The sequence below is a fragment of the Streptomyces sp. NBC_01454 genome, assembly GCF_036227565.1.
Classification (GTDB): domain Bacteria; phylum Actinomycetota; class Actinomycetes; order Streptomycetales; family Streptomycetaceae; genus Streptomyces.
On the sequence record NZ_CP109460.1, the window covers coordinates 3,151,277 to 3,168,768 of the forward strand.

Annotated in this window: 15 protein-coding genes and 2 pseudogenes; 6 read left to right on the forward strand and 11 right to left on the reverse strand. The window is 71.3% G+C overall.

The features are described 5' to 3' along the window. Positions 1-35: 35 nt before the first annotated feature. Together OIU81_RS42330 and OIU81_RS42335 are read right to left on the reverse strand one after the other, a co-directional pair. Entirely contained in the window at positions 36-1,481 is a 1,446-nt protein-coding gene (locus OIU81_RS42330; RefSeq protein WP_443074138.1) for a thioester reductase domain-containing protein, read from the reverse strand. Positions 1,482-2,393: 912 nt separating this feature from the next. Beyond that, positions 2,394-4,262, reverse strand: a pseudogene (locus OIU81_RS42335) (amino acid adenylation domain-containing protein); the annotation flags it as partial. 660 nt (positions 4,263-4,922) lie between these two features. On the opposite strand from OIU81_RS42335, the gene OIU81_RS13690 reads away from it, so the two are divergent. The 4 genes and pseudogenes from OIU81_RS13690 to OIU81_RS13705 all read left to right on the forward strand — a co-directional run bounded on the left by OIU81_RS13690 (position 4,923) and on the right by OIU81_RS13705 (position 7,191). Continuing rightward, positions 4,923-5,729 carry a hypothetical protein gene (locus OIU81_RS13690; RefSeq protein ID WP_329147513.1) on the forward strand — a complete coding sequence of 269 codons (807 nt, stop codon included), beginning with the start codon at positions 4,923-4,925 and terminating at the stop codon, positions 5,727-5,729. A 113-nt stretch (positions 5,730-5,842) separates the two neighbouring features. Then, positions 5,843-6,052 (forward strand): DUF5988 family protein, encoded by a 210-nt coding sequence (locus OIU81_RS13695; RefSeq protein ID WP_329147515.1) that lies wholly within the window; start codon positions 5,843-5,845, stop codon positions 6,050-6,052. A gap of 102 nt (positions 6,053-6,154) precedes the next feature. Next, complete coding sequence (locus OIU81_RS13700) at positions 6,155-6,523, forward strand: hypothetical protein (RefSeq protein WP_329147517.1); 369 nt, start codon at positions 6,155-6,157, stop codon at positions 6,521-6,523. Then, positions 6,520-7,191: pseudogene (locus OIU81_RS13705) on the forward strand (nucleotidyl transferase AbiEii/AbiGii toxin family protein). The gene OIU81_RS13700 and the pseudogene OIU81_RS13705 overlap by 4 nt, the downstream one beginning before the upstream one ends. A 60-nt stretch (positions 7,192-7,251) precedes the next feature. Here the strand turns inward: OIU81_RS13705 and OIU81_RS13710 are convergent. The 5 genes from OIU81_RS13710 to OIU81_RS13730 form a co-directional block, all read right to left on the reverse strand. Beyond that, positions 7,252-8,163: a hypothetical protein gene (locus OIU81_RS13710; protein WP_329147518.1), complete on the reverse strand. Its 912-nt coding sequence runs from the start codon at positions 8,161-8,163 to the stop codon at positions 7,252-7,254. Positions 8,164-8,165: 2 nt separating this feature from the next. After that, positions 8,166-8,540 carry a hypothetical protein gene (locus OIU81_RS13715; protein WP_329147520.1) on the reverse strand — a complete coding sequence of 125 codons (375 nt, stop codon included), beginning with the start codon at positions 8,538-8,540 and terminating at the stop codon, positions 8,166-8,168. After that, entirely contained in the window at positions 8,527-10,344 is a 1,818-nt protein-coding gene (locus OIU81_RS13720) for a hypothetical protein (RefSeq protein ID WP_329147522.1), read from the reverse strand. Before OIU81_RS13720 ends, OIU81_RS13715 begins: the two co-directional genes overlap by 14 nt. A gap of 144 nt (positions 10,345-10,488) precedes the next feature. Beyond that, positions 10,489-10,671, reverse strand: a complete 183-nt coding sequence (locus OIU81_RS13725; RefSeq protein WP_432215863.1) for a DUF397 domain-containing protein — start codon at positions 10,669-10,671, stop codon at positions 10,489-10,491. Further along, entirely contained in the window at positions 10,589-11,542 is a 954-nt protein-coding gene (locus tag OIU81_RS13730; protein ID WP_443074139.1) for a helix-turn-helix domain-containing protein, read from the reverse strand. The genes OIU81_RS13725 and OIU81_RS13730 overlap by 83 nt, the downstream gene beginning before the upstream one ends. Positions 11,543-11,746: 204 nt before the next feature. On the opposite strand from OIU81_RS13730, the gene OIU81_RS13735 reads away from it, so the two are divergent. After that, a complete protein-coding gene (locus tag OIU81_RS13735; protein ID WP_329147526.1) occupies positions 11,747-12,061 on the forward strand; it encodes a hypothetical protein in 315 nt (104 codons plus the stop codon). A 94-nt stretch (positions 12,062-12,155) separates the two neighbouring features. Here the strand turns inward: OIU81_RS13735 and OIU81_RS13740 are convergent, their stop codons facing one another. The 4 genes from OIU81_RS13740 to OIU81_RS13755 all read right to left on the reverse strand — a co-directional run bounded on the left by OIU81_RS13740 (position 12,156) and on the right by OIU81_RS13755 (position 16,478). Continuing rightward, a complete protein-coding gene (locus tag OIU81_RS13740; protein ID WP_329147528.1) occupies positions 12,156-13,148 on the reverse strand; it encodes a malate dehydrogenase in 993 nt (330 codons plus the stop codon). A 423-nt stretch (positions 13,149-13,571) separates the two neighbouring features. Continuing rightward, positions 13,572-14,702 carry a helix-turn-helix domain-containing protein gene (locus OIU81_RS13745; RefSeq protein ID WP_329147530.1) on the reverse strand — a complete coding sequence of 377 codons (1,131 nt, stop codon included), beginning with the start codon at positions 14,700-14,702 and terminating at the stop codon, positions 13,572-13,574. Positions 14,703-15,122: 420 nt separating this feature from the next. Beyond that, on the reverse strand, positions 15,123-15,551 hold the full coding sequence (locus tag OIU81_RS13750) for a DUF3017 domain-containing protein (protein ID WP_329147532.1): 429 nt from the start codon (positions 15,549-15,551) through the stop codon (positions 15,123-15,125). 72 nt (positions 15,552-15,623) lie between these two features. Next, entirely contained in the window at positions 15,624-16,478 is an 855-nt protein-coding gene (locus tag OIU81_RS13755; protein ID WP_329147534.1) for a bifunctional methylenetetrahydrofolate dehydrogenase/methenyltetrahydrofolate cyclohydrolase, read from the reverse strand. A gap of 241 nt (positions 16,479-16,719) precedes the next feature. Here OIU81_RS13755 and OIU81_RS13760 point away from each other — a divergent pair, with 241 nt between their 5' ends. Further along, positions 16,720-17,445 carry an RDD family protein gene (locus OIU81_RS13760; protein WP_329147536.1) on the forward strand — a complete coding sequence of 242 codons (726 nt, stop codon included), beginning with the start codon at positions 16,720-16,722 and terminating at the stop codon, positions 17,443-17,445. The last annotated feature ends 47 nt before the right edge of the window (positions 17,446-17,492 follow it).

The following is a 17,492-nucleotide window of genomic DNA, read 5'->3' on the forward strand; positions in this document are numbered from 1 at the left end:
TCCTCCTCGAAGTCGTCTTCGCCCACCAGGACGGTTCAGTCCTGGCCATTCGGTGCGGGCAGGAAACCGGAATCGACGAGGTATCCGATGTACCGGTCGAGAAGAGCGGGATCGATTTCGGGGCAGTCAATACCCGATGCGGCGAGGCCACGCTCGGTGTGGGTCCGGTCGTAGCCGTAGTCATCGAGCTGAAGGGAATCCACCGCCGAGCTGACCAGGACGAGGGTCGCCCGTACCGAGCTGTCGCGGTCGTCGGCAATGGCGTCCGCGTGACGCTGGAGGCGGCGCATCCAGTCCTCGTACGGCACGGACTCGACGCGGTGGCCGGCGGCGCGGATCCGGTCGATGATCGTGTGGATCCGGACGGTCAGCGGATTGGTCAGGTTGAACTCGCCGCCGATCGACTCCGGCTCCAGCGCGAGTCGCACATAGGCCCTGGCGACGTAGTCGACCGGGACCACGTTCACCTCGGTCCATCCGGCCCCGGCGTGCGGTACGGCGCCGACCTCCACACACGCGCGGAGGTAGTGCCACAGTCCGTCGTTGCCTCCCACGGCGCCGGTGGCGGTGTGGCCACCGATCTGCGCGGGCCGGTACACCGCCGAGGGAATGCCGCGCACACGTGCGATGCGGAGCATCTCCTCGGCCACCCACTTGGTGCGTGCGTATCCCTCGGTGGGCATCAGATCCGGATCGACCCGCCGGTCCTCGGCCAGGGGCTCCGGGTTGTTCGCGGTCCCGATCAGCGCGCTCGTCGCGGAGACGTAGTGCAGCGGCTTGACCCGCTTGCTCGCGGCCAGCCGCAGCACCTCCCGGGTGCCGCCGACGTTGGCCGCCCTGAGCCGGCTGTAGGCATCGACCAGATTGACCCTCGCACCGTTGTGGAAGATCAGGTCGACCTGCTCGGCCAGCATGTCGAACTGCGGTTGCGACAGCCCGCACAGGGGCTTTTCCAGGTCACCGGCGATCGCGGTGATCCGGCCGGAGTCCACCCCTTCCGCCAGGCCGTAGGCGCGCAGGCTGTCCAGCACGCGGCGCGCCGCCTCGGTGTCCTCGCTGGCGCGCACCAGGCAGTGGATCGTGGCGTCCGTGCTGTCGAGGAGTTCCCTGAGCACGAACGACCCGAGGAAGCCGGTCGCACCGGTCAACAGGACGCTGCGCGGGGCACGGACCAGGTCCCGGTCCAGCGGCTCGCTTCCCGCGGTCGACAGGGCCGGGTCGAGGAAGGCCTCCTCGACGAGATCCACCTCGACGGCGTACTCCTCGACGGAGTCCGGGCTGATCAGCAGGTCCGCGAGGGCAGCCGGGGTCGGCCTGTCGAACACCTCGTGAACCGGCAGGTCGACGCCGGTCTGCTGCCGTATCCGGCTGGCCAGGCGGACCGCGAGGATGCTGTTGCCGAACTCGAAGAAGTTGTCGTCGACCCCGACACCCGGCACCCCGAGCACCTGGCTGAACAGCTCACACAGCGTCTCCTCCATCGAGTTGCCCGGCGCGCGACCCGATGAGGTGGTCGTCAGTGGCGGTGCGGGCAGCGCCGCGCGGTCGAGCTTCCCGTTCGCGTTGACCGGCAGGGCGTCCAGCCGTACGAAGGCCGCGGGAATCATGTAGTCCGGCAGCGTCTCGGCCAGGCGGGCCCGCAACGAGGCGGTGGGCAGGTCGGCCGCGCCGGCCTGCATCGGCGCGTTGGCATAGGAGGCCAGCGGTGCCTTCTCCCGGGCTCCGGGCCGGTAGAGGTCGGACAGCACCGGGAAGTCGGGCCCGTCCGCGGGCACCAGGACGCAGTCGAAGCTGCCGTCCGGCGCCCCGGACCAGGTGAGGATGGCCTGATACCCCAGTCGCTCGGCCAGGACACGGAGATCCTCCGGATCGACACCGCGCAGCTCGCCACGGAGCGCGGACAGCACCGCGCCGATGTCCGCGCCCTCGGCGAGACGGTCGGCGGCGGCGATCTCGTTGGCGATGCGTCCGTTCGGCACTCCCGAGAGGCGCACCGGCGCCGGCTCCCGACCGCCCAAGTGGCCGGCCAGCTCGCTCAATTCGGTGATGTCCGGCCCCCACCGAAGGACGGGCAGCTCGCCCAGCGACTCGGCCGCGGGCCCCGCGCCGTCCGACTTCTTGCGCAGCACGACGTCGTAGCGGTACCGGGTGAACTCGTTGTGGTACCGACCGGGCTTGAGACGCATGTCCACGGCCTCGACGGAGTCCATCCGCTCGGCGAGCGCGAGATAGAACTCCGGCGGCATCATCAGGTCCTTCTCCAGCGCCAGCGCGAGCTCGACGCCGCGCCGTACCTCGGCGGCGTCCGTCCGCTCATCGGCACGGTGCAGGTGGATCGCGGTCTTCAGACTGCGCAGCAGACCGAGATGGCGCACGTCCCCGACGACGACCGAGCCGCCGGGGCGGATCAGGTCCATCGCGTTCGTCAGGACCCGCACGAGGTAGTCGACCGTGGGAAAGTGCTGGATGACCGAGTTGATGATGACCAGGTCGAAGAAGTCCCGGGGCAGGCCGTCGAGGTCGTCCGCCGGCTGGCACCGCAGCTCGACCTTCCCGGCCAGCGCGGGATCCTTGTCGGCCTGGGCCCGGATGTTGTCGATGACCGGAGCCGAGAGATCGGTGCCCCAGTAGGCGTCGCATAACGGTGCCACCCGGGCCAGCGTCAGTCCGGCGCCGACCCCGATGTCCAGCACCCTGCGTGCCCCCAGCGACCGCAGCCGCGCCGCGGTGTCGTCCTGGATCTCCCTGAGCTGCTCCATCGGGAGCAGCTGCCCGTCGTAGCTGCTCTTCCAGACCCCGAAGTCCTCACCGAGCGGGGGCTGTTCCGCATCGGTTCCGGTGTAGACCGAGTCGTACACCTTCTGCCACTCGTCGACCTTCTCCCGCGCCGCCTCTTCCGACTCGGCCCGGGAGGCCGGCACCACGTAGGCCACCAGCCGCTGGTCACCGGGGGTGTCCTCGCGCACCTCGACCGCGGCCTGGCTGACCAGCGGATGGGTGACCGCGGCCGTTTCGATCTCACCGAGTTCGACCCGGTGGCCACGGATCTTGACCTGCCGATCGGCCCGTCCGACGAATTCGAGGTCGCCGTGTGCGTTCCAGCGCACCAAGTCGCCCGTGCGGTACATCCGCGAGTCACCCGGCTCGAACGGATTGTCGAGAAAGCGTTCCGCCGTCAGGGTCGGCTGGTTCAGATAGCCACGGGCCACCCCGGCCCCGGCGATGTACAACTCGCCGACGTCACCCGGTGACAGCTGCTCAAGGTCGGGACCGAGCACATAGACCTGGGTGTGGGCGAGCGGCCGCCCGATCGGCGGCGGGCCGGTGATCTCGCGCAGCGGCGCGATGGTCGACCAGACCGTGGTCTCGGTCGGCCCGTACAGATTCACCACCTCACGACCGAGGCTGAGCATCGCCCTGGCGACCGCCGGGGGCAACGCCTCGCCGCCGACCAGCATCCGCAGTCCCCGCAGGCTGTCCGGTATCTGTTCGGCGAGCATTCCCCACCAGGTCGGCGTGCCCTGTGCGAGGGTCACGCCCTGCTTCAGCAGTTCCGCCACGGTCGCCGGCTCACGGTTGGCGCCCGAGGGCGCGAGCACGATGCCCGCTCCCCGCACCAGCGGCAGGAAGAACTCCACGCCGGACATGTCGAAACCCAGTACCGAAGTGGCCAGCATCCGGTCGTCGGAGCCCAGGCCGAACCGCTCTCCGAGGTCGGTCAGCAGGTTGACCAGATTGCCGTGGGTGACCACGACGCCCTTGGGCCGGCCGGTCGAACCAGAGGTGTAGATCACGTATATCGGGTGGGTGGACCGGAGCGGCGCGACGCGGTCGCGGTCCGTCAGGTCACCGCCGGCCCACTCGCCGTCCTCCCCGTAGAGCGACAGGTCGTCGAGCGTCACTGCCGGAACACGGGCGTCCGCCAGCCCGCGGGGGCTCAGTTCCTCCGTGGTGAGGACCAGTTTCGGCCGGACGTTCGCGGCCATGAACGCGACCCGCTCGGCGGGCTGTTGGGGATCTATCGCAAAGTACGCGGCCCCCGCCTTGAGCACGGCGAGGAGCGCCACGACCATCTGCTCGGTCCGCGGCAGCGCCACGGCCACGAAGTCCTCGGGGCCGATACCGCGTGACACCAGCAAGCGGGCCAGTCCGTTGGCGCGGGAGTTCAACTCGGCATACGTGTAGGTGCGGTTTCCGGCGAGCAGCGCCACCGCGTCGGGAGAGGCGTCAACACACCCTTCGAACAGAGTCGGCATCGTCATCGGCCGCGAAACGGTCACAGCAGCAACCTACTTTCGTGCGATTTCGGCGAAAGGGCAGCCTCGATCCGTTATGGGGCAGAATCTTCCCCCAGCGGCTTGCCCGGCAAGGACCGTAACCGCCGTCGCCATGGCAGCGCCAGACACCTTGGTCCCTCCCAACACCCCAGCCACATAAGCCGGTTGACAACTCTGCAACACCAGGTCTATGCGGTGCTCAGTACGGTGAACCCGGCGAGGCCGGCCGCCTTGACCGCATCGCCGTGCAGGCGCATGACGGTGGGGCGGCACCCCACCGCACCGAACGTTCGTGCGAGTCCGGCCGCGTGACGTACGGGTCAGATCGGTGCGGCACTCAGCGACAGCGGACAGGTGCCATGCCAGCCAGAAGTTGCGCTCAGATCTGGTCGAAGATGGCCAGAATTAGCACTGGACTGCGGCACCGGATCTTCGTATACGACGGCGGTCAGTTGTGCGCGGCCGGCCTCCGCGCGCACCGAAGCGGGAACGCTCAGCACGAGGCACGACGGCCACCGCGCCGACATACGTGGAGAGTGCGCAGGCTCATTCAAAGTGCACAGGGACGTCCCGGAACGTAACCTGAATAGCCGTATGTCCATGCGGTAGGCCCCGTGTGCTCCCCTCCGGAACGGAGGCGCCGAGATGACCAGCAGACGCCGTACCGTCACCGCCACCGTCGCCCTGACCTGCGGCGTGGCCCTGATCGCCGGGTCCTCGGCCGCCGTGGCAGCCGAGGACGCGGACGGCGGCGAGGGCGACCTCGCGCACAAGTCGGCCCAGCAGATCTCCGACGACGCACTCCACCAGCTGGTCGCCGCGCAGTCCCTGCGGCTGCGCACCCGCACCAGCGCCGACCCCACGACGCTCGACCTCACCCTCGACCGCGCCGGCAACTGCACCGGCGCCGTCGCCAAGGGCTCGCTCGGCCGCGTCGAACTCGTCAAACGCGGCAACCAGGTCTGGATGAAACCGGACGCGGCCTTCTGGAAGAGCCAGCTGCCCGGCGACAAGGGCGACCGGGCCGCCGCGAAGTACAAGGACACCTACCTGCACGGCACCACCCACAACACCTTCCTGCGGGGCCTGTCCGCGGCCTGCGACCTCAGGGCGTTCCAGAAGTCCGCCGCGGGCCCCGACAAGGAGCAGACCCCGCCCGGCGCCCCGTCACCCTCCGTGACCCCCACGCTGACCAAGGGCCGGCCGACCACCCAGGACGGCACCCGGGTGCTGCCCGTCGTCAAGAAGGCCGACGGCGCGGTCCAGACCCTCTACGTGGCCATCGACGGCAAGCACTACCCCCGCAAGCTCACCGCCGAGGCCGACCACCAGAGCGCCACGATCCTGCTGAGCGACTACGGCACCCCGGTGTCCGACACGACGCCCGCTCCCGGCCGCACGGCGGACATCTCGGCCCTGGAGGACCTGGTGCAGGGGACGCGGAGCGCATGAGCGGTGCGGACGGTATCTGCGGTCTCACCGTCCGCACCGGTTGACCGCCCCGCCGTCACCCGCGCTGCCGAACCGGAGGGGCCCCCGCCGGCGGCCCGGCCGACAATGCAGGCATGGCTGACACAGCGGCGAAAGCAGTGCTCGAAGGCGGCCCCGCCGGGTTCCCCGAGCGGATCGTGCCGATCGACCCGCCCGGGACCGAGCTCAAGATCCCGTTCCGCAACGGCTACGAGCACTTCCGGGCCACCGACCGGCAGCAGGCGACCACCGAAGGGACGCTCCCCGTCTACGAGTGGTGGGAGCGCACGGAACTGCCCGGGTAGCCGCCACGGCCCGGCAGCCGGTTGGCGTGGAATCCGGCCGGGACGCGCCAGGGCAGGTGGAGGGCGTGGCAATCGTGTGGCGCGCCAGGCGATACTGGGGGCATGACCGCGCAGTCTCCTTCGTTTCCGGTGCCGAACGCGTTCGAGTTGTTGTGTGCCCAGTTCGCAAAGCGGCTGCCTGCCCAGCTCGAGGACCTGACCGGTCCCGCCCGCGGCACGGTCGAGCTCCCGCTGCACGTGGTCTGGTCGGGCCGCCGTTCCTACGGACTGGAGCAGCCGCGCTCGCGCATGAGCCTGTACCGCACCGTCCTGGCCGAAGGGCAGCGCCAGGACCTGATCGACTTCCTGAACCGGGATCTGCTCCTCGCGCAGTGGCCCGTGCTGCGCACGCTGATCAGCCGCCCGATCAGGGACGTGTGGGAATCCGCTTTCCCCGAACTCACCACCGCGACAGCCGCGACGGCCGCGTGAACCTGACAGATCTGCACCGCCGGCTCCTGGCCGACGTCCTCGCCATCGGCACCCCCTACCCGCTGGTGATCACCGGCGGGTAGGGGGTGCAGGCCCATGGCCTGGTCGACCGGCTCTCCCAGGACCTGGACGTGGCCACCGAGAACCCGGCCCCCATCGACGAGATCATTCGCACGGTCGGCGACGGCCTGGCAGAACGTGGCTGGGGCGTCCGGCACATCGAGTCCGGTCCGCTGTCGGGCCGGCTCATCGCCACCGACCCCGCGACGAGCGAGGAGTGCGAGGTGGACGTCCTGAAGGAGGCGTTCTGGGCGCCGCCGACGATCACCGAGTACGGTCCGGTTCTCGCGCTGGACGACGTGATCGGCACCAAGGTCCGCGCGCTCGCGGACCGCGGCGCGGTCCGCGACCTCATCGACGTCCACGCCGCGATCCGGCATCGCTCCACCGCCGACCTCGAAAACCTCGGCCGCCGCCACGCCCGCTTCGAGTTCAGCCTCCACGACCTGCGCGACCGCCTCGCCGGCGCCGAGTGGTGGGATGACCAGGACTTCGCCGACTACGGCCTGAGCCCTGACCAGGTAGCGGACCTGCGCGCCTGGGCCCTGAGCTGGGCCGGCGATCTCGCCACCCGGCTCTACGCCGGGGAAGATCCGGACGACAACTGACCCAGGCAGATCTCACTGCCGATGTCCGCCACCGCCGGCCGGCGGTGGCGGACGCCCCCGTCAGGCGGCGGGGGCGAAGGCACCCAGGGCGATCTGCTGGGTGCGCTCCTGCTGCGGCCAGTCGGCCTCGGTGCCCAGGACGAGCACGGCGAACTGCCGGCCGTCGGAGACCGTGAAGGCACAGTCGACGACCTTGACGCGCTCGCCGAGCTTCTTGCTGTCATAGGCATAGACCAGCTGCGCGGCGTCGCTGCCCGGGGCCGGACCGTCCAGCGGACCGAGGCTGATCTCCTCGTAGCCGGGGTTGCCGGCCAAGCCCTTCGACGCCTGCTGCAGCGCCGTGCGCGGGCTGGTGTCCGGCTCGGTGATCTCGAAGATCTGCACCAGTCCGCGGTCGTCCGGGGCGGTGTAGAAGACCCCCGTCGGGCGTTCGCTGCGCTGCCAGTCGCTGGGCACCGCGAGGGTGAAGCCCTTGTCGTCGTGGACCAGCCGGTAGCCCGCGGGCAGGCCGGTGGCGGGGGTGGGCGTGGCCGTGGCGACGGTGGGGCCGCCGGGGGACGGGACGGTGGCCGTGCCCGCCGCGGAGGCCGTGGCCGCCGGACGGGCGGCGGGCGGTGCGTCGCGGTGGCTCAGGACCAGATAGCCGCCGACCGTGGCCGCCGCGATCACGGCCACCGCCGCACCGGCGATCAGGGCGGTGCGGCGCGGGGCGGCGGACGCGGGACCGGGGAAAGGCCCGGGGCCGGAGAAAGGGCCGGGAGCGGGGTACGGGCCGGGCGCCGCCGGATTCACGAAGGCGGCCCCGTCCACCCGTGCCCCGTCCGCCCGTGCCCCGTCCGCCTGTGCCCCGTCCGCCTCGGGGGCGAACACCGGACGGGACGGCATCGGCCCCGAATAGGGCGCGGGCGGCGGGGTGCCGTCCTCCCAGCGCTGGGTCTCGTTGTTCCAGCGGGCCTGGCCGCCGCGCCTCATCGTCAGCCTCCCACCAGGGCCGTGACCGCCTGGACGGCCGCCGCGCCGGAGGCCAGCAGGCTCACCACGGCGCCGGCGTCGGTCAACGCCGTACGGAGCCGGGCCACCCGGCCGGGGCCGGCCGCACCGGTGTCCGCGATCTCCATCTCGGTCTCGGCGAGTTCGCCGCTCAGCGCCGTGACCTGCGGGCTCTGCACCGCCCGGGCCAGATCGTCGCGCAGCGCCCGCACCGCGCGCAGCAGTTCCTCCTGCGCCGGGTCCACCGCGGGGGCGGAGCCGCCCTCGTGATGGGTCACGGTGTTGTGGTTACCGATGGCGAAGGCACCCCGGACGCTGCCGATGTGGATGCCGTTGCCGCGCTCGTCAGCCGTTGCCACGCTGGCCACTTCCCTTCTCCGCTGAGTCCTGTCCGGTGGGGTCCTGGTGGGTGATCGTGTTGTGGTCGCCGATGCCGACGGCGCCCTGCGCGGACTCGACGTACACGCCGCCCTCCGCGACATGCACGACCCGCCGCTCGAACTCGTCCGTCTGGTAGCCGGCTTCGTGCAGTGCCGTGGTCACCCCGGCCGCCACCCGCTGCTGCACGGTCTTCAGATAGCGGACCACGTCCATGTCCTGGAAGAGCGAGGAGTCCCCGTAGGAGCCCAGCTCGCGTACCGCGGCACCGGGGCCCTCGGGCAGCGCCGCGCCGTGCCCCGCGGTGGCCAGCCGCCAGGCGGACAACAGGCCCCGCCCCAGCGTCAGTACGGCGTCCCCGGCCGACCGGGGCGTGCGGGTCAGCGCCCACACCGCCTTGCCGAAGTGGTGGTGGTGCCGGTACTGGTGGGCGAGCCGGTCGGCGTCCTGGAAGCGCTGCCGCAGCGGCCACAGCACATGCGGCGCGACCTCCATCATCAGCATCCCGCCCTGGGTGTGCACCCGCACGAACACCGTCGCGACGATGCCCTCGTTCCAGCCGCCGACCCGGATGCGCAGGAAGTGCCGGCGGGTCTCGCCGCCCTCCTCCACCGCGTCCCGCCGGTGCGCCTCGAACGCCTCGGGGGCGTACGGCGCGGCCGCCCGGGTCGGCAGCCCCTCAGCCGGCAGGAAGACGCACTCGTCGATCTCCAGCGCGCGCAGCCGGTCGCGCACCGCGGCCGCCACCTCCGGCGAACCGTGCGGCGACGGCACCCGCAACCCCTCCACCAGCGGACGGATCCGGGCCAGGATGGCGCTGTTGTCCAGCGGTTCGGGCGTGCGGTCGGTCCGGGGATTCAGCTCCACCGTCAGCGACCAGGTCCGGTAGGAGTCACCGGCGCCGCAGAACGGGTCGGCGGCCCGGTACATCACCAGCGGTCCGTGCTGCTCGATGCGCACCCGCTCCCGCAGCCGCTGGAAGCGGAAGCCCTCGGCCCGCTCGGCGGGGTCGGACATGACGTCGGGGAAGCGCTCCCGGGACAGTTCGCGCGCCAGCGCCCGGGCGAACTGCCCGCGCTGCAGGGCGACCAGCACGGCCAGCATCAGCGGCAGCAGCACCGCGACCCACACGGCCAGCACGGCGACGGCGCCCACGAACGCGCCGTCCGTCCCGAGCCCGGAGGAACTGCCCAGCGAGCCGCTGTCGGAGCCCAGCCCGTCCGGGAGCAGCGCGGACAGCGGCCAGCCCGTGCCCATGATGCCGATCGTGCCGCCGAACGCCGTCACCAGCAGCGACAGCCACAGGAAGGCCAGCGCCAGCCGGCCGTACCAGCGCAGGCCGGCGGCGAGGGTACGGGCCAGCCACTGCGGGACGGGCGCCTTGCGGACGGCGCGGCCCAGCGCCATGAGGACGACGGGGAGGACATAGAGCGCCGCGAGACCGAAGGACAGCGGGACCGCCATGATCCACACGGCCAGGATCGCCGCCGCCCAGCCCAGTTCGAGCCGCCGGGCCCGCAGCGCGTGGGCGAGGACCCGGGCCGCGTCGATGCCCAGGGAGGGCGCGGCGAACCGCTCCTCGTGGACGTACAGCTCGTCGATGACCGCGTCACGGAAGGTGTCGTCCAGGTAGGTGCCGGCGCACAGCAGCCGGGTGGCCTCGCTGGCGCCCGGCGGGACGGGGACGAGCGGCGGGGGTGGGGGCGGGGAGCCTCCGGGCGTCTTCCGTAACCGCTGCGGACCGCCGGATTCACCGGGCTGCGCAGGCACATCCGTCCGAGTCATCGTCCTCCCCCGATTGCCAACTGACGGCCCCGGCGGCCTGGTTGGCGAGCGCGCGACGTCGGCCGGACGCGGGGCGGTACGGAGCCGCAGCATAGGGGAGCCGAGCACTCCGTGTCAGCGCGATAACCCAAGGTCGCCGACGGGTCAGACGGCCGCGGGGAACTCCCCGCTCTTGAGGGCGGCGACGAACGACGACCAGCCGCCCGTCGGGAAGACGAGCACGGGGCCGTGCGGGTCCTTGCTGTCACGGACGGGGACGGCGTCGGGGATACCGGGGGCTACTTCGATGCAGTTGCCGCCGTCGTCGTGGCTGTAGCTGCTCTTCATCCAGGTGAGTGCCACTTCGACGCAGTCGCCGCCGTTGTTGTCGCTGTAGCTGCTCTTGACCCATATCGCTGTGCTCAGCTGGTGCTTGTCCATGATCCCCGTACCCTTCCATGAAGTCGCAGATCAGAGCGGCAGATTCGGGGGCTGACAGAGCATCTGCCCGGAGCACATCATAGGTCTGGCTGTAGCGTACGTAGACTGCCGGATCATTGTTGAAGTAGCCGCGGTCCAGCGACTCCGAGTACACCCACCGCCCGTCGGCCAGCTCGATGAGCGACATGGAACCCCTGGGGCGAACGAGCCCGAAGACTCCCGCAGGGGCCACCTGGATACGGATGTTGGGGCGCTGACCAACACTCAGCAGATGCGCGCACTGGTCACGCATGACCTCCGGGCTCCCCACCGCATTGCGCAGACAGCTCTCGTCCAGGACGGCGATGTACAGCGGGCCGCCGTCGGCCAGGAAGCGCGGCTGGCGGCTCAGCCGAGCACGAACGCGCTCCTCCACCGCAGCGCCACTCGCGACCTGAGAGAACAGCGCGTGCGCGTAGCCCGGCGCCTGCAACAAACCAGGAATAACCCGCTCTTGATATGCACGCAGGGCCACCGCCTCGGCATCCATCTTGGCTCGACGCTCGAACCAGTCCGGATGTTGCACCTCCGGATACCAGTCGATCCGCCCCCACAACCGCAGCAGCACGCCGCCCGTACCCAGGATGTCGTCGCACTGCTTGGCGAAGGTCTCCTGGGGGACGCGGGTGCCCGCCTCCACGCGGGCGACCTGTGAACGGTCGCAGGGGATCTTGTTCGAGAGTTCCTCCTGCGTGAACCCGGCCGCCTCCCGGAAGTGCCTCAGCACCTCCCCGAACACGGCGGCGTTGGTGGCTGCCGGCCCACTCGCGGCATTGCGTCGTCGTCGGCTCACCGCATCCCCCTTGGTGCCAGATGGTGAGTGTCACGCGTCTGACGTTGCACCCCGCACTACGGGGCGCAACGCTGAACACACCCAACGTAATGGGTCGTTCGGCCGCCTGCGCCGCCTTCTCGCGCAACCAACCTGTGGGAGTCAATGAGCATGAGTTACGACCGGGACGCCGTCCCCGTGAGCCTGCCGGGGCTGCGCCTGCTGCCGTGGGAGGGCGAGGGCGGGAAGCCGTGCTTCTTGTCGGCGGACAGCGCCGGGGGTGTGCTGTCCCGGCTGGCCGATGAGGTCGAGGCTGAGCAGCTGTGTGACGGTGCCGATGTCATCAAGGGCGCGGTGGCCGTACTGAACGACGGCAAGGCCGGGGAGCATGCGCTGCGGCTGGCGCTGCGGGCGACCACGCAGTCCTTCTCAGATGTGCTGCGCGTCGCCGACAGCCGGGGCGCTCGCCTGCCCGTGCCCGTATGAACAGGCCCACATGACCGAGCCCGCACGGCCGTTGTGGCCGTGCGGGCTCGTCGGTGCTGCGGTGCCGCCCGGACGGGGCGGCCGCGGCGGTGGGTCAGCCGAGGAGGCCGAGACCGCGGACGGCCTCGCGCTCCTCCGTCAGCTCCTTCACCGACGCGTCGATGCGCGCGCGGGAGAAGTCGTTGATCTCCAGGCCCTGGACGATCTCGTACGCGCCGTCCTTGGTGGTGACGGGGAAGGAGGAGATCAGGCCCTCCGGGACGCCGTAGGAGCCGTCCGAGGGAATGCCCATCGAGGTCCAGTCGCCGTCGGCGGTGCCGTTGACCCAGGTGTGGACGTGGTCGATGGCGGCGTTGGCGGCGGAGGCGGCCGAGGACGCGCCACGGGCCTCGATGATCGCCGCACCGCGCTTGGCGACGGTCGGGATGAAGTTCTCGGCCAGCCACTTCTCGTCGTTGACGGTCTCGGCGGCGTTCTTGCCGGCGACCGTGGCGTGGAAGATGTCGGGGTACTGGGTGGCGGAGTGGTTGCCCCAGATCGTCAGCTTCCGGATCTCGGACACCGGGGTGCCGGTCTTCTTCGAGAGCTGCGAGAGCGCGCGGTTGTGGTCCAGACGCGTCATCGCGGTGAAGCGCTCGGCGGGTACGTCCGGCGCGGCGGCCTGGGCGATCAGGGCGTTGGTGTTGGCCGGGTTGCCGACGACCAGGACCTTGATGTCGTCCGCGGCGTGGTCGTTGATGGCCTTGCCCTGCGGCTTGAAGATGCCGCCGTTGGCCTCCAGGAGGTCGCCGCGCTCCATGCCCTTGGTACGGGGGCGGGCGCCGACGAGCAGGGCGACGTTCGCACCGTCGAAGGCGACGGTCGGGTCGTCCGAGATGTCGATGCCCTGGAGCAGCGGGAAGGCGCAGTCGTCGAGCTCCATGGCGGTGCCCTCGGCGGCCTTCAGACCCTGCGGGATCTCCAGCAGGCGCAGCTTGACCGGCACGTCCGCGCCGAGCAGATGTCCGGAAGCGATGCGGAAGAGGAGTGCGTAACCGATCTGGCCGGCGGCGCCGGTCACGGTCACATTGACGGGAGTGCGGGTCATGGCGATCTCCTGCGCGGTGTTTTCCGGGGGCAAGCCCCTGGACCACCATGGGTGGCGGTGGGTGTCCCTGCCCAGCTATCGAGGTCTCTTGGTATCGAGAGACCCGGCCGTCAGGCTATCGGACCCCCGCCCGCCCGAAGTGCCGGGCCGGTGTGGAACACCTCACCGGGTGCCCGGTGGCGTCCGTACGGCGGCCCGTGCACGGCTGTGCGGGGGAGCGCTGCGAGACCTGTCCCGAAGGGGCGGCGGCCGCCCGCCTATGGAGGGGGGAGTGCGGGCGGCCGCCCAGTTGTGCCACACCCGTGGGGGGGATATTCGTCGCCTGCCCGGGATCCCGGAGGGCATGCCTCCCGTATTTCGGACAACCTCCGGGGGCGGTGTCACCCGGCCGGAGCGGGCCCTGTGGACCCGTCGGCCGGCGCGCTACCGGGGCGTCCGGGAGGGTGCGCCCGAGGGGGCCGCGGCACCGGCCGCCGTCGTCGGAAGGGGCCGTGAGCAGCCCTTCACGCCCGCCACGGTGGTCCCGCAGGCCGCGACCTTCGCCGGGTCCCCGGACACCGCGACCATCGGCGTGTAGGCGTCACCGGCCCGCTCGGCGCGCGCCGTGGCGCGGTGACCGCCGGCGCTGATGGTGGCTTGATCTCCCTGCGCGGCACGGCTGATCCGGGCCCAGGCGGTGTGGCAGACGGAGCTGTAGCGGACCTCGATCAGGGTGCGGCCCGCCAGTCCGCGGGACGGCGTGACGGCGTGCTGCCCGCCGCACCCCATCGCCTCGGGGTCCTTGCCCACACAGCCGTCGCCGGTGCAGCGCACCCCGTTCGGCAGCGCCGGCTCCACGCTCGGCGGCGGGGCCGCCTGCGTCCGGGGCACCGCCTCCTTCTTGGTCGCCTCGGCGCCGGGCTGCAGCAGCAGGACGCCCGCGACGGCCACCAACACGGCGCCGACCGCGCCGACCAGGATCATCGGGGTCCGGTAGCGGCCGCCGCGCCGGCCGGACATCCCGTCGGCGGGCGCCGGGTCCGGGGACGGGGCTGCCGCCTCCCACTGGGGGAAGTCCGCACTGGAGGGCACCTGCGACAGCGGCGCCGGGCCGGGCTGCGCGGCGCTCCCCGGCTTCTCGGATGTCTCGGATATCCCGGGCTTCGCGGGCTCCTCGGAATGCGCAGCCTTCGCAGCCTTCGCGGACGGTGCGCCCGTCGCGGCCGGGTCGGCGTCCAACTCCCCCAGCGCGGCGCGCGCCTGCGCCACGCGGATCGCCTCCATGGTGACGTCCTGGCGCATCTCCGCCCGGCTCCAGGCGCGTTCGGCCAGCTCCCACAGCGTGGTGAGGTGCGAGGGGTGCGCGCCGGTCTGCTCGGCGAGTGCGAGCACGGCGCGCAGCGGCGGCAGCAGCCGCCCGTTGAGATAGCGCTCCCAGGACGTTTTGCTGTAGCCCGTGCTGTCCGCGACGGCGGCCACGCTCAGCCCGCTGCGGTCGATGAGCCTGCGCAGCTGCCCGGCGAACTCCCGCACCTGCGGATCGAGCTCTTCCGGCAGCGCCTTCCAGCGAGGCATTGCCTCCCCCTATCCCCCCCGCTTACGTGCCCATGCGCGGCTCCCCCGGCCCGCCTCCTTGCTGCCCGCGGGGCTGCCTCCCGGTCACGACGGCAGTCCCCGCTTGAGGGCACACGGGAGCATCCGGACATATACCTCTGGCCCGAGCACACTCCGTGCCCCAGCAGTGTGGCATTTCCGGACGAGACACTACGAGTTCCGTGCGAATTCCGACAAGAACCGGTCAGGATTCGATAAAAAGTGCAGTGATACCGCCCCACGCGCTATCGGGGGCGGCGCACCCCGAACTCCCCCGCCCGGCCCGGTAGTCACCCCGTGAAGCCGGTGCCCTCGCCCTTCGCGCCACCACGCGACGGTGGCCCGCCCCTCCCGGAGGAGAGACGGGCCGCCGTCATCGCGGTGCCGGCGCGCCCGGGGCGGTCAGCGCACCGTGAAGTGGACGATGTCGTCCAGGAACGGGATGTGGATCCACGGCTTGGGTTGCACCATCAGGGACAGCATCACGATCACGAAGCCGAGCCCCCCGTACGTCAGCATGTCGGTGAAGCGGGAGCGCACGGCCAGCATCCCCACCGACGGCAGCGCCCACCGCAGCACCGCGCCGGCCAGCATCGAGAGCCCGATCAGGATCGAGCCGATGCGGTACGCGCCGAGCGACACGAGCAGCAGCCCGATCGCGACCCCGCCCATCACGCTCAGCAGGGGCCACTGCCGGGCGGGCGCGGGGTAGCCGCCCGAGGCGGCCCGGCCGCCGCCCTCCGGCCGGGCGGTGTCGCGGGTCAGCGTCGGAAAGCGGCGCGAGGAGCGCTGCGGCTCGGAGGCTCCCTCCGAATGCGCTTCGGCAGCCATGGCGGGCAGTCCCTTCCGGTGTCCGGATCCGTCTGTCAAGGACAGGGTCTCAGGTCCTCGGTCCCGACGTCGTCAGCCGGCCGCGCGCTCGGCGGCCTCGACGACGTTGACCAGCAGCTGGGCGCGGGTCATCGGCCCGACGCCGCCCGGGTTGGGGGCGACCCAGCCGGCCACCTCGGCCACGCCCGGGTGCACATCGCCGACGATCTTGCCCGCCTCGTCGCGGCTGACGCCGACGTCCAGGACGGCCGCGCCGGGCTTGACGTCCTCGGGCTTGATGATGTGCGGCACACCGGCCGCGGCGACGATGATGTCCGCCTGCTTGAGGTGCGCGGACAGATCACGGGTGCCGGTGTGGCACTGGGTCACCGTGGCGTTCTCCGACTTGCGGGTCAGCACCAGCGGCATCGGGCGGCCGATGGTGATCCCGCGGCCGACGACCACCACGTGCGCGCCCTTGATCTCGACCTCGTGGTGCCGCAGCAGCTGGACGATGCCGTACGGGGTGCAGGGCAGCGGGCCCTCGATGCCCAGCACCAGCCGGCCCAGGCTCATCGGGTGCAGCCCGTCGGCGTCCTTGGCCGGATCCATCAGCTCCAGGACCCGGTGGGCGTCGATGCCCTTGGGGAGCGGGAGTTGGACGATGTAGCCGGTGCAGGCCGGGTCCTCGTTCAGCTCCCGTACGACCGCCTCGATCTCCTCCTGGGTGGCGGTCTCCGGCAGCTCGCGCTGGATCGAGGCGATGCCGACCTGGGCGCAGTCGCGGTGCTTGCCGTTGACGTACCAGCGGCTGCCCGGGTCGTCGCCGACCAGGAGGGTGCCCAGGCCGGGCTGCACGCCCTTGGCCTTCAGGGCCTCGACACGGACGGTGAGCTCGGACTTGATGGCGGCTGCGGTGGCCTTGCCATCCAGAATCTGGGCAGTCATGCCCCCATCCTCCCGGATGAGGGCGGTGACCTTCCAATCAGGGCACCCCGGGACGTCCATGGCCGGAATTGATCATTGCACTTGGACAACGGACAGCAACCCGAACTGGACAGAGTGAATGCGCAACTAGAAGGATTGACGCGCAGTGCCGCAGGCATCGTCGGGGGGTCGCCAGTGAAACCTGTATTTCCTCCACGTCACGCCGCGTCGTCCCCATGGACCCAACGGAGGAAAACCGCAGATGAGTTTCGGTGACCCGAACAACCCGTACGGCCAGCAGCCGCCGCAGGCCCCGTACGGCCAGCAGCCGCCGGTCCCGCCCCAGGGACAGCCCGGCTACGGGTACCCTCAGCAGCCCCCGCAGCAGCAGCCGTACGGCTACCCCCAGCAGCCCGTTCCGCCGCAGCAGGGCTACGGCTACCCCCAGCAGGCGGCGCCCTACGGCCAGCCGGGCATGCCCGGTATGCCGGGCATGGGGCTGCCCACGGGGTACGCGAGTTGGGGCGCGCGCCTGTGCGCACTGCTCATCGACGGTCTGATCGTGGGCCTGGTGCCCGGCATCCTGTACGGCATCGCGGCCGTCATGGCGGCGTCGTCCGCGAGCAGCGTCACCAGCTGCGCCTACGACGACTACCAGTGCCGGGCGGACGCGGCCTCGGCCGGACCGCCGGCCTTCGCCGTCATCCTGATCGTGCTGGCCGCCCTGGCGGGCATGGTGGCGGGCATCTTCATGCTCGTCAAGGAGGGCAATACCGGCCAGACTGTGGGCAAGAAGGCCATGAGCATCCGCCTGGTCCGTGAGGACACCGGTCAGCCGCTCGGCTTCGGGATGGCCTTCGTCCGCCGCCTCGCGCACTTCCTCGACAGCATCGCCTGCTACATCGGCTGGCTGTGGCCGCTGTGGGACGACAAGGGCCAGACCTTCGCCGACAAGGCCGTCGGCTCGGTGGTCGTCAAGACCCAGTAGCGGTCGGGGTGACACCCCGGCCCGAGGTGCACCACTGTGTGAAGGCC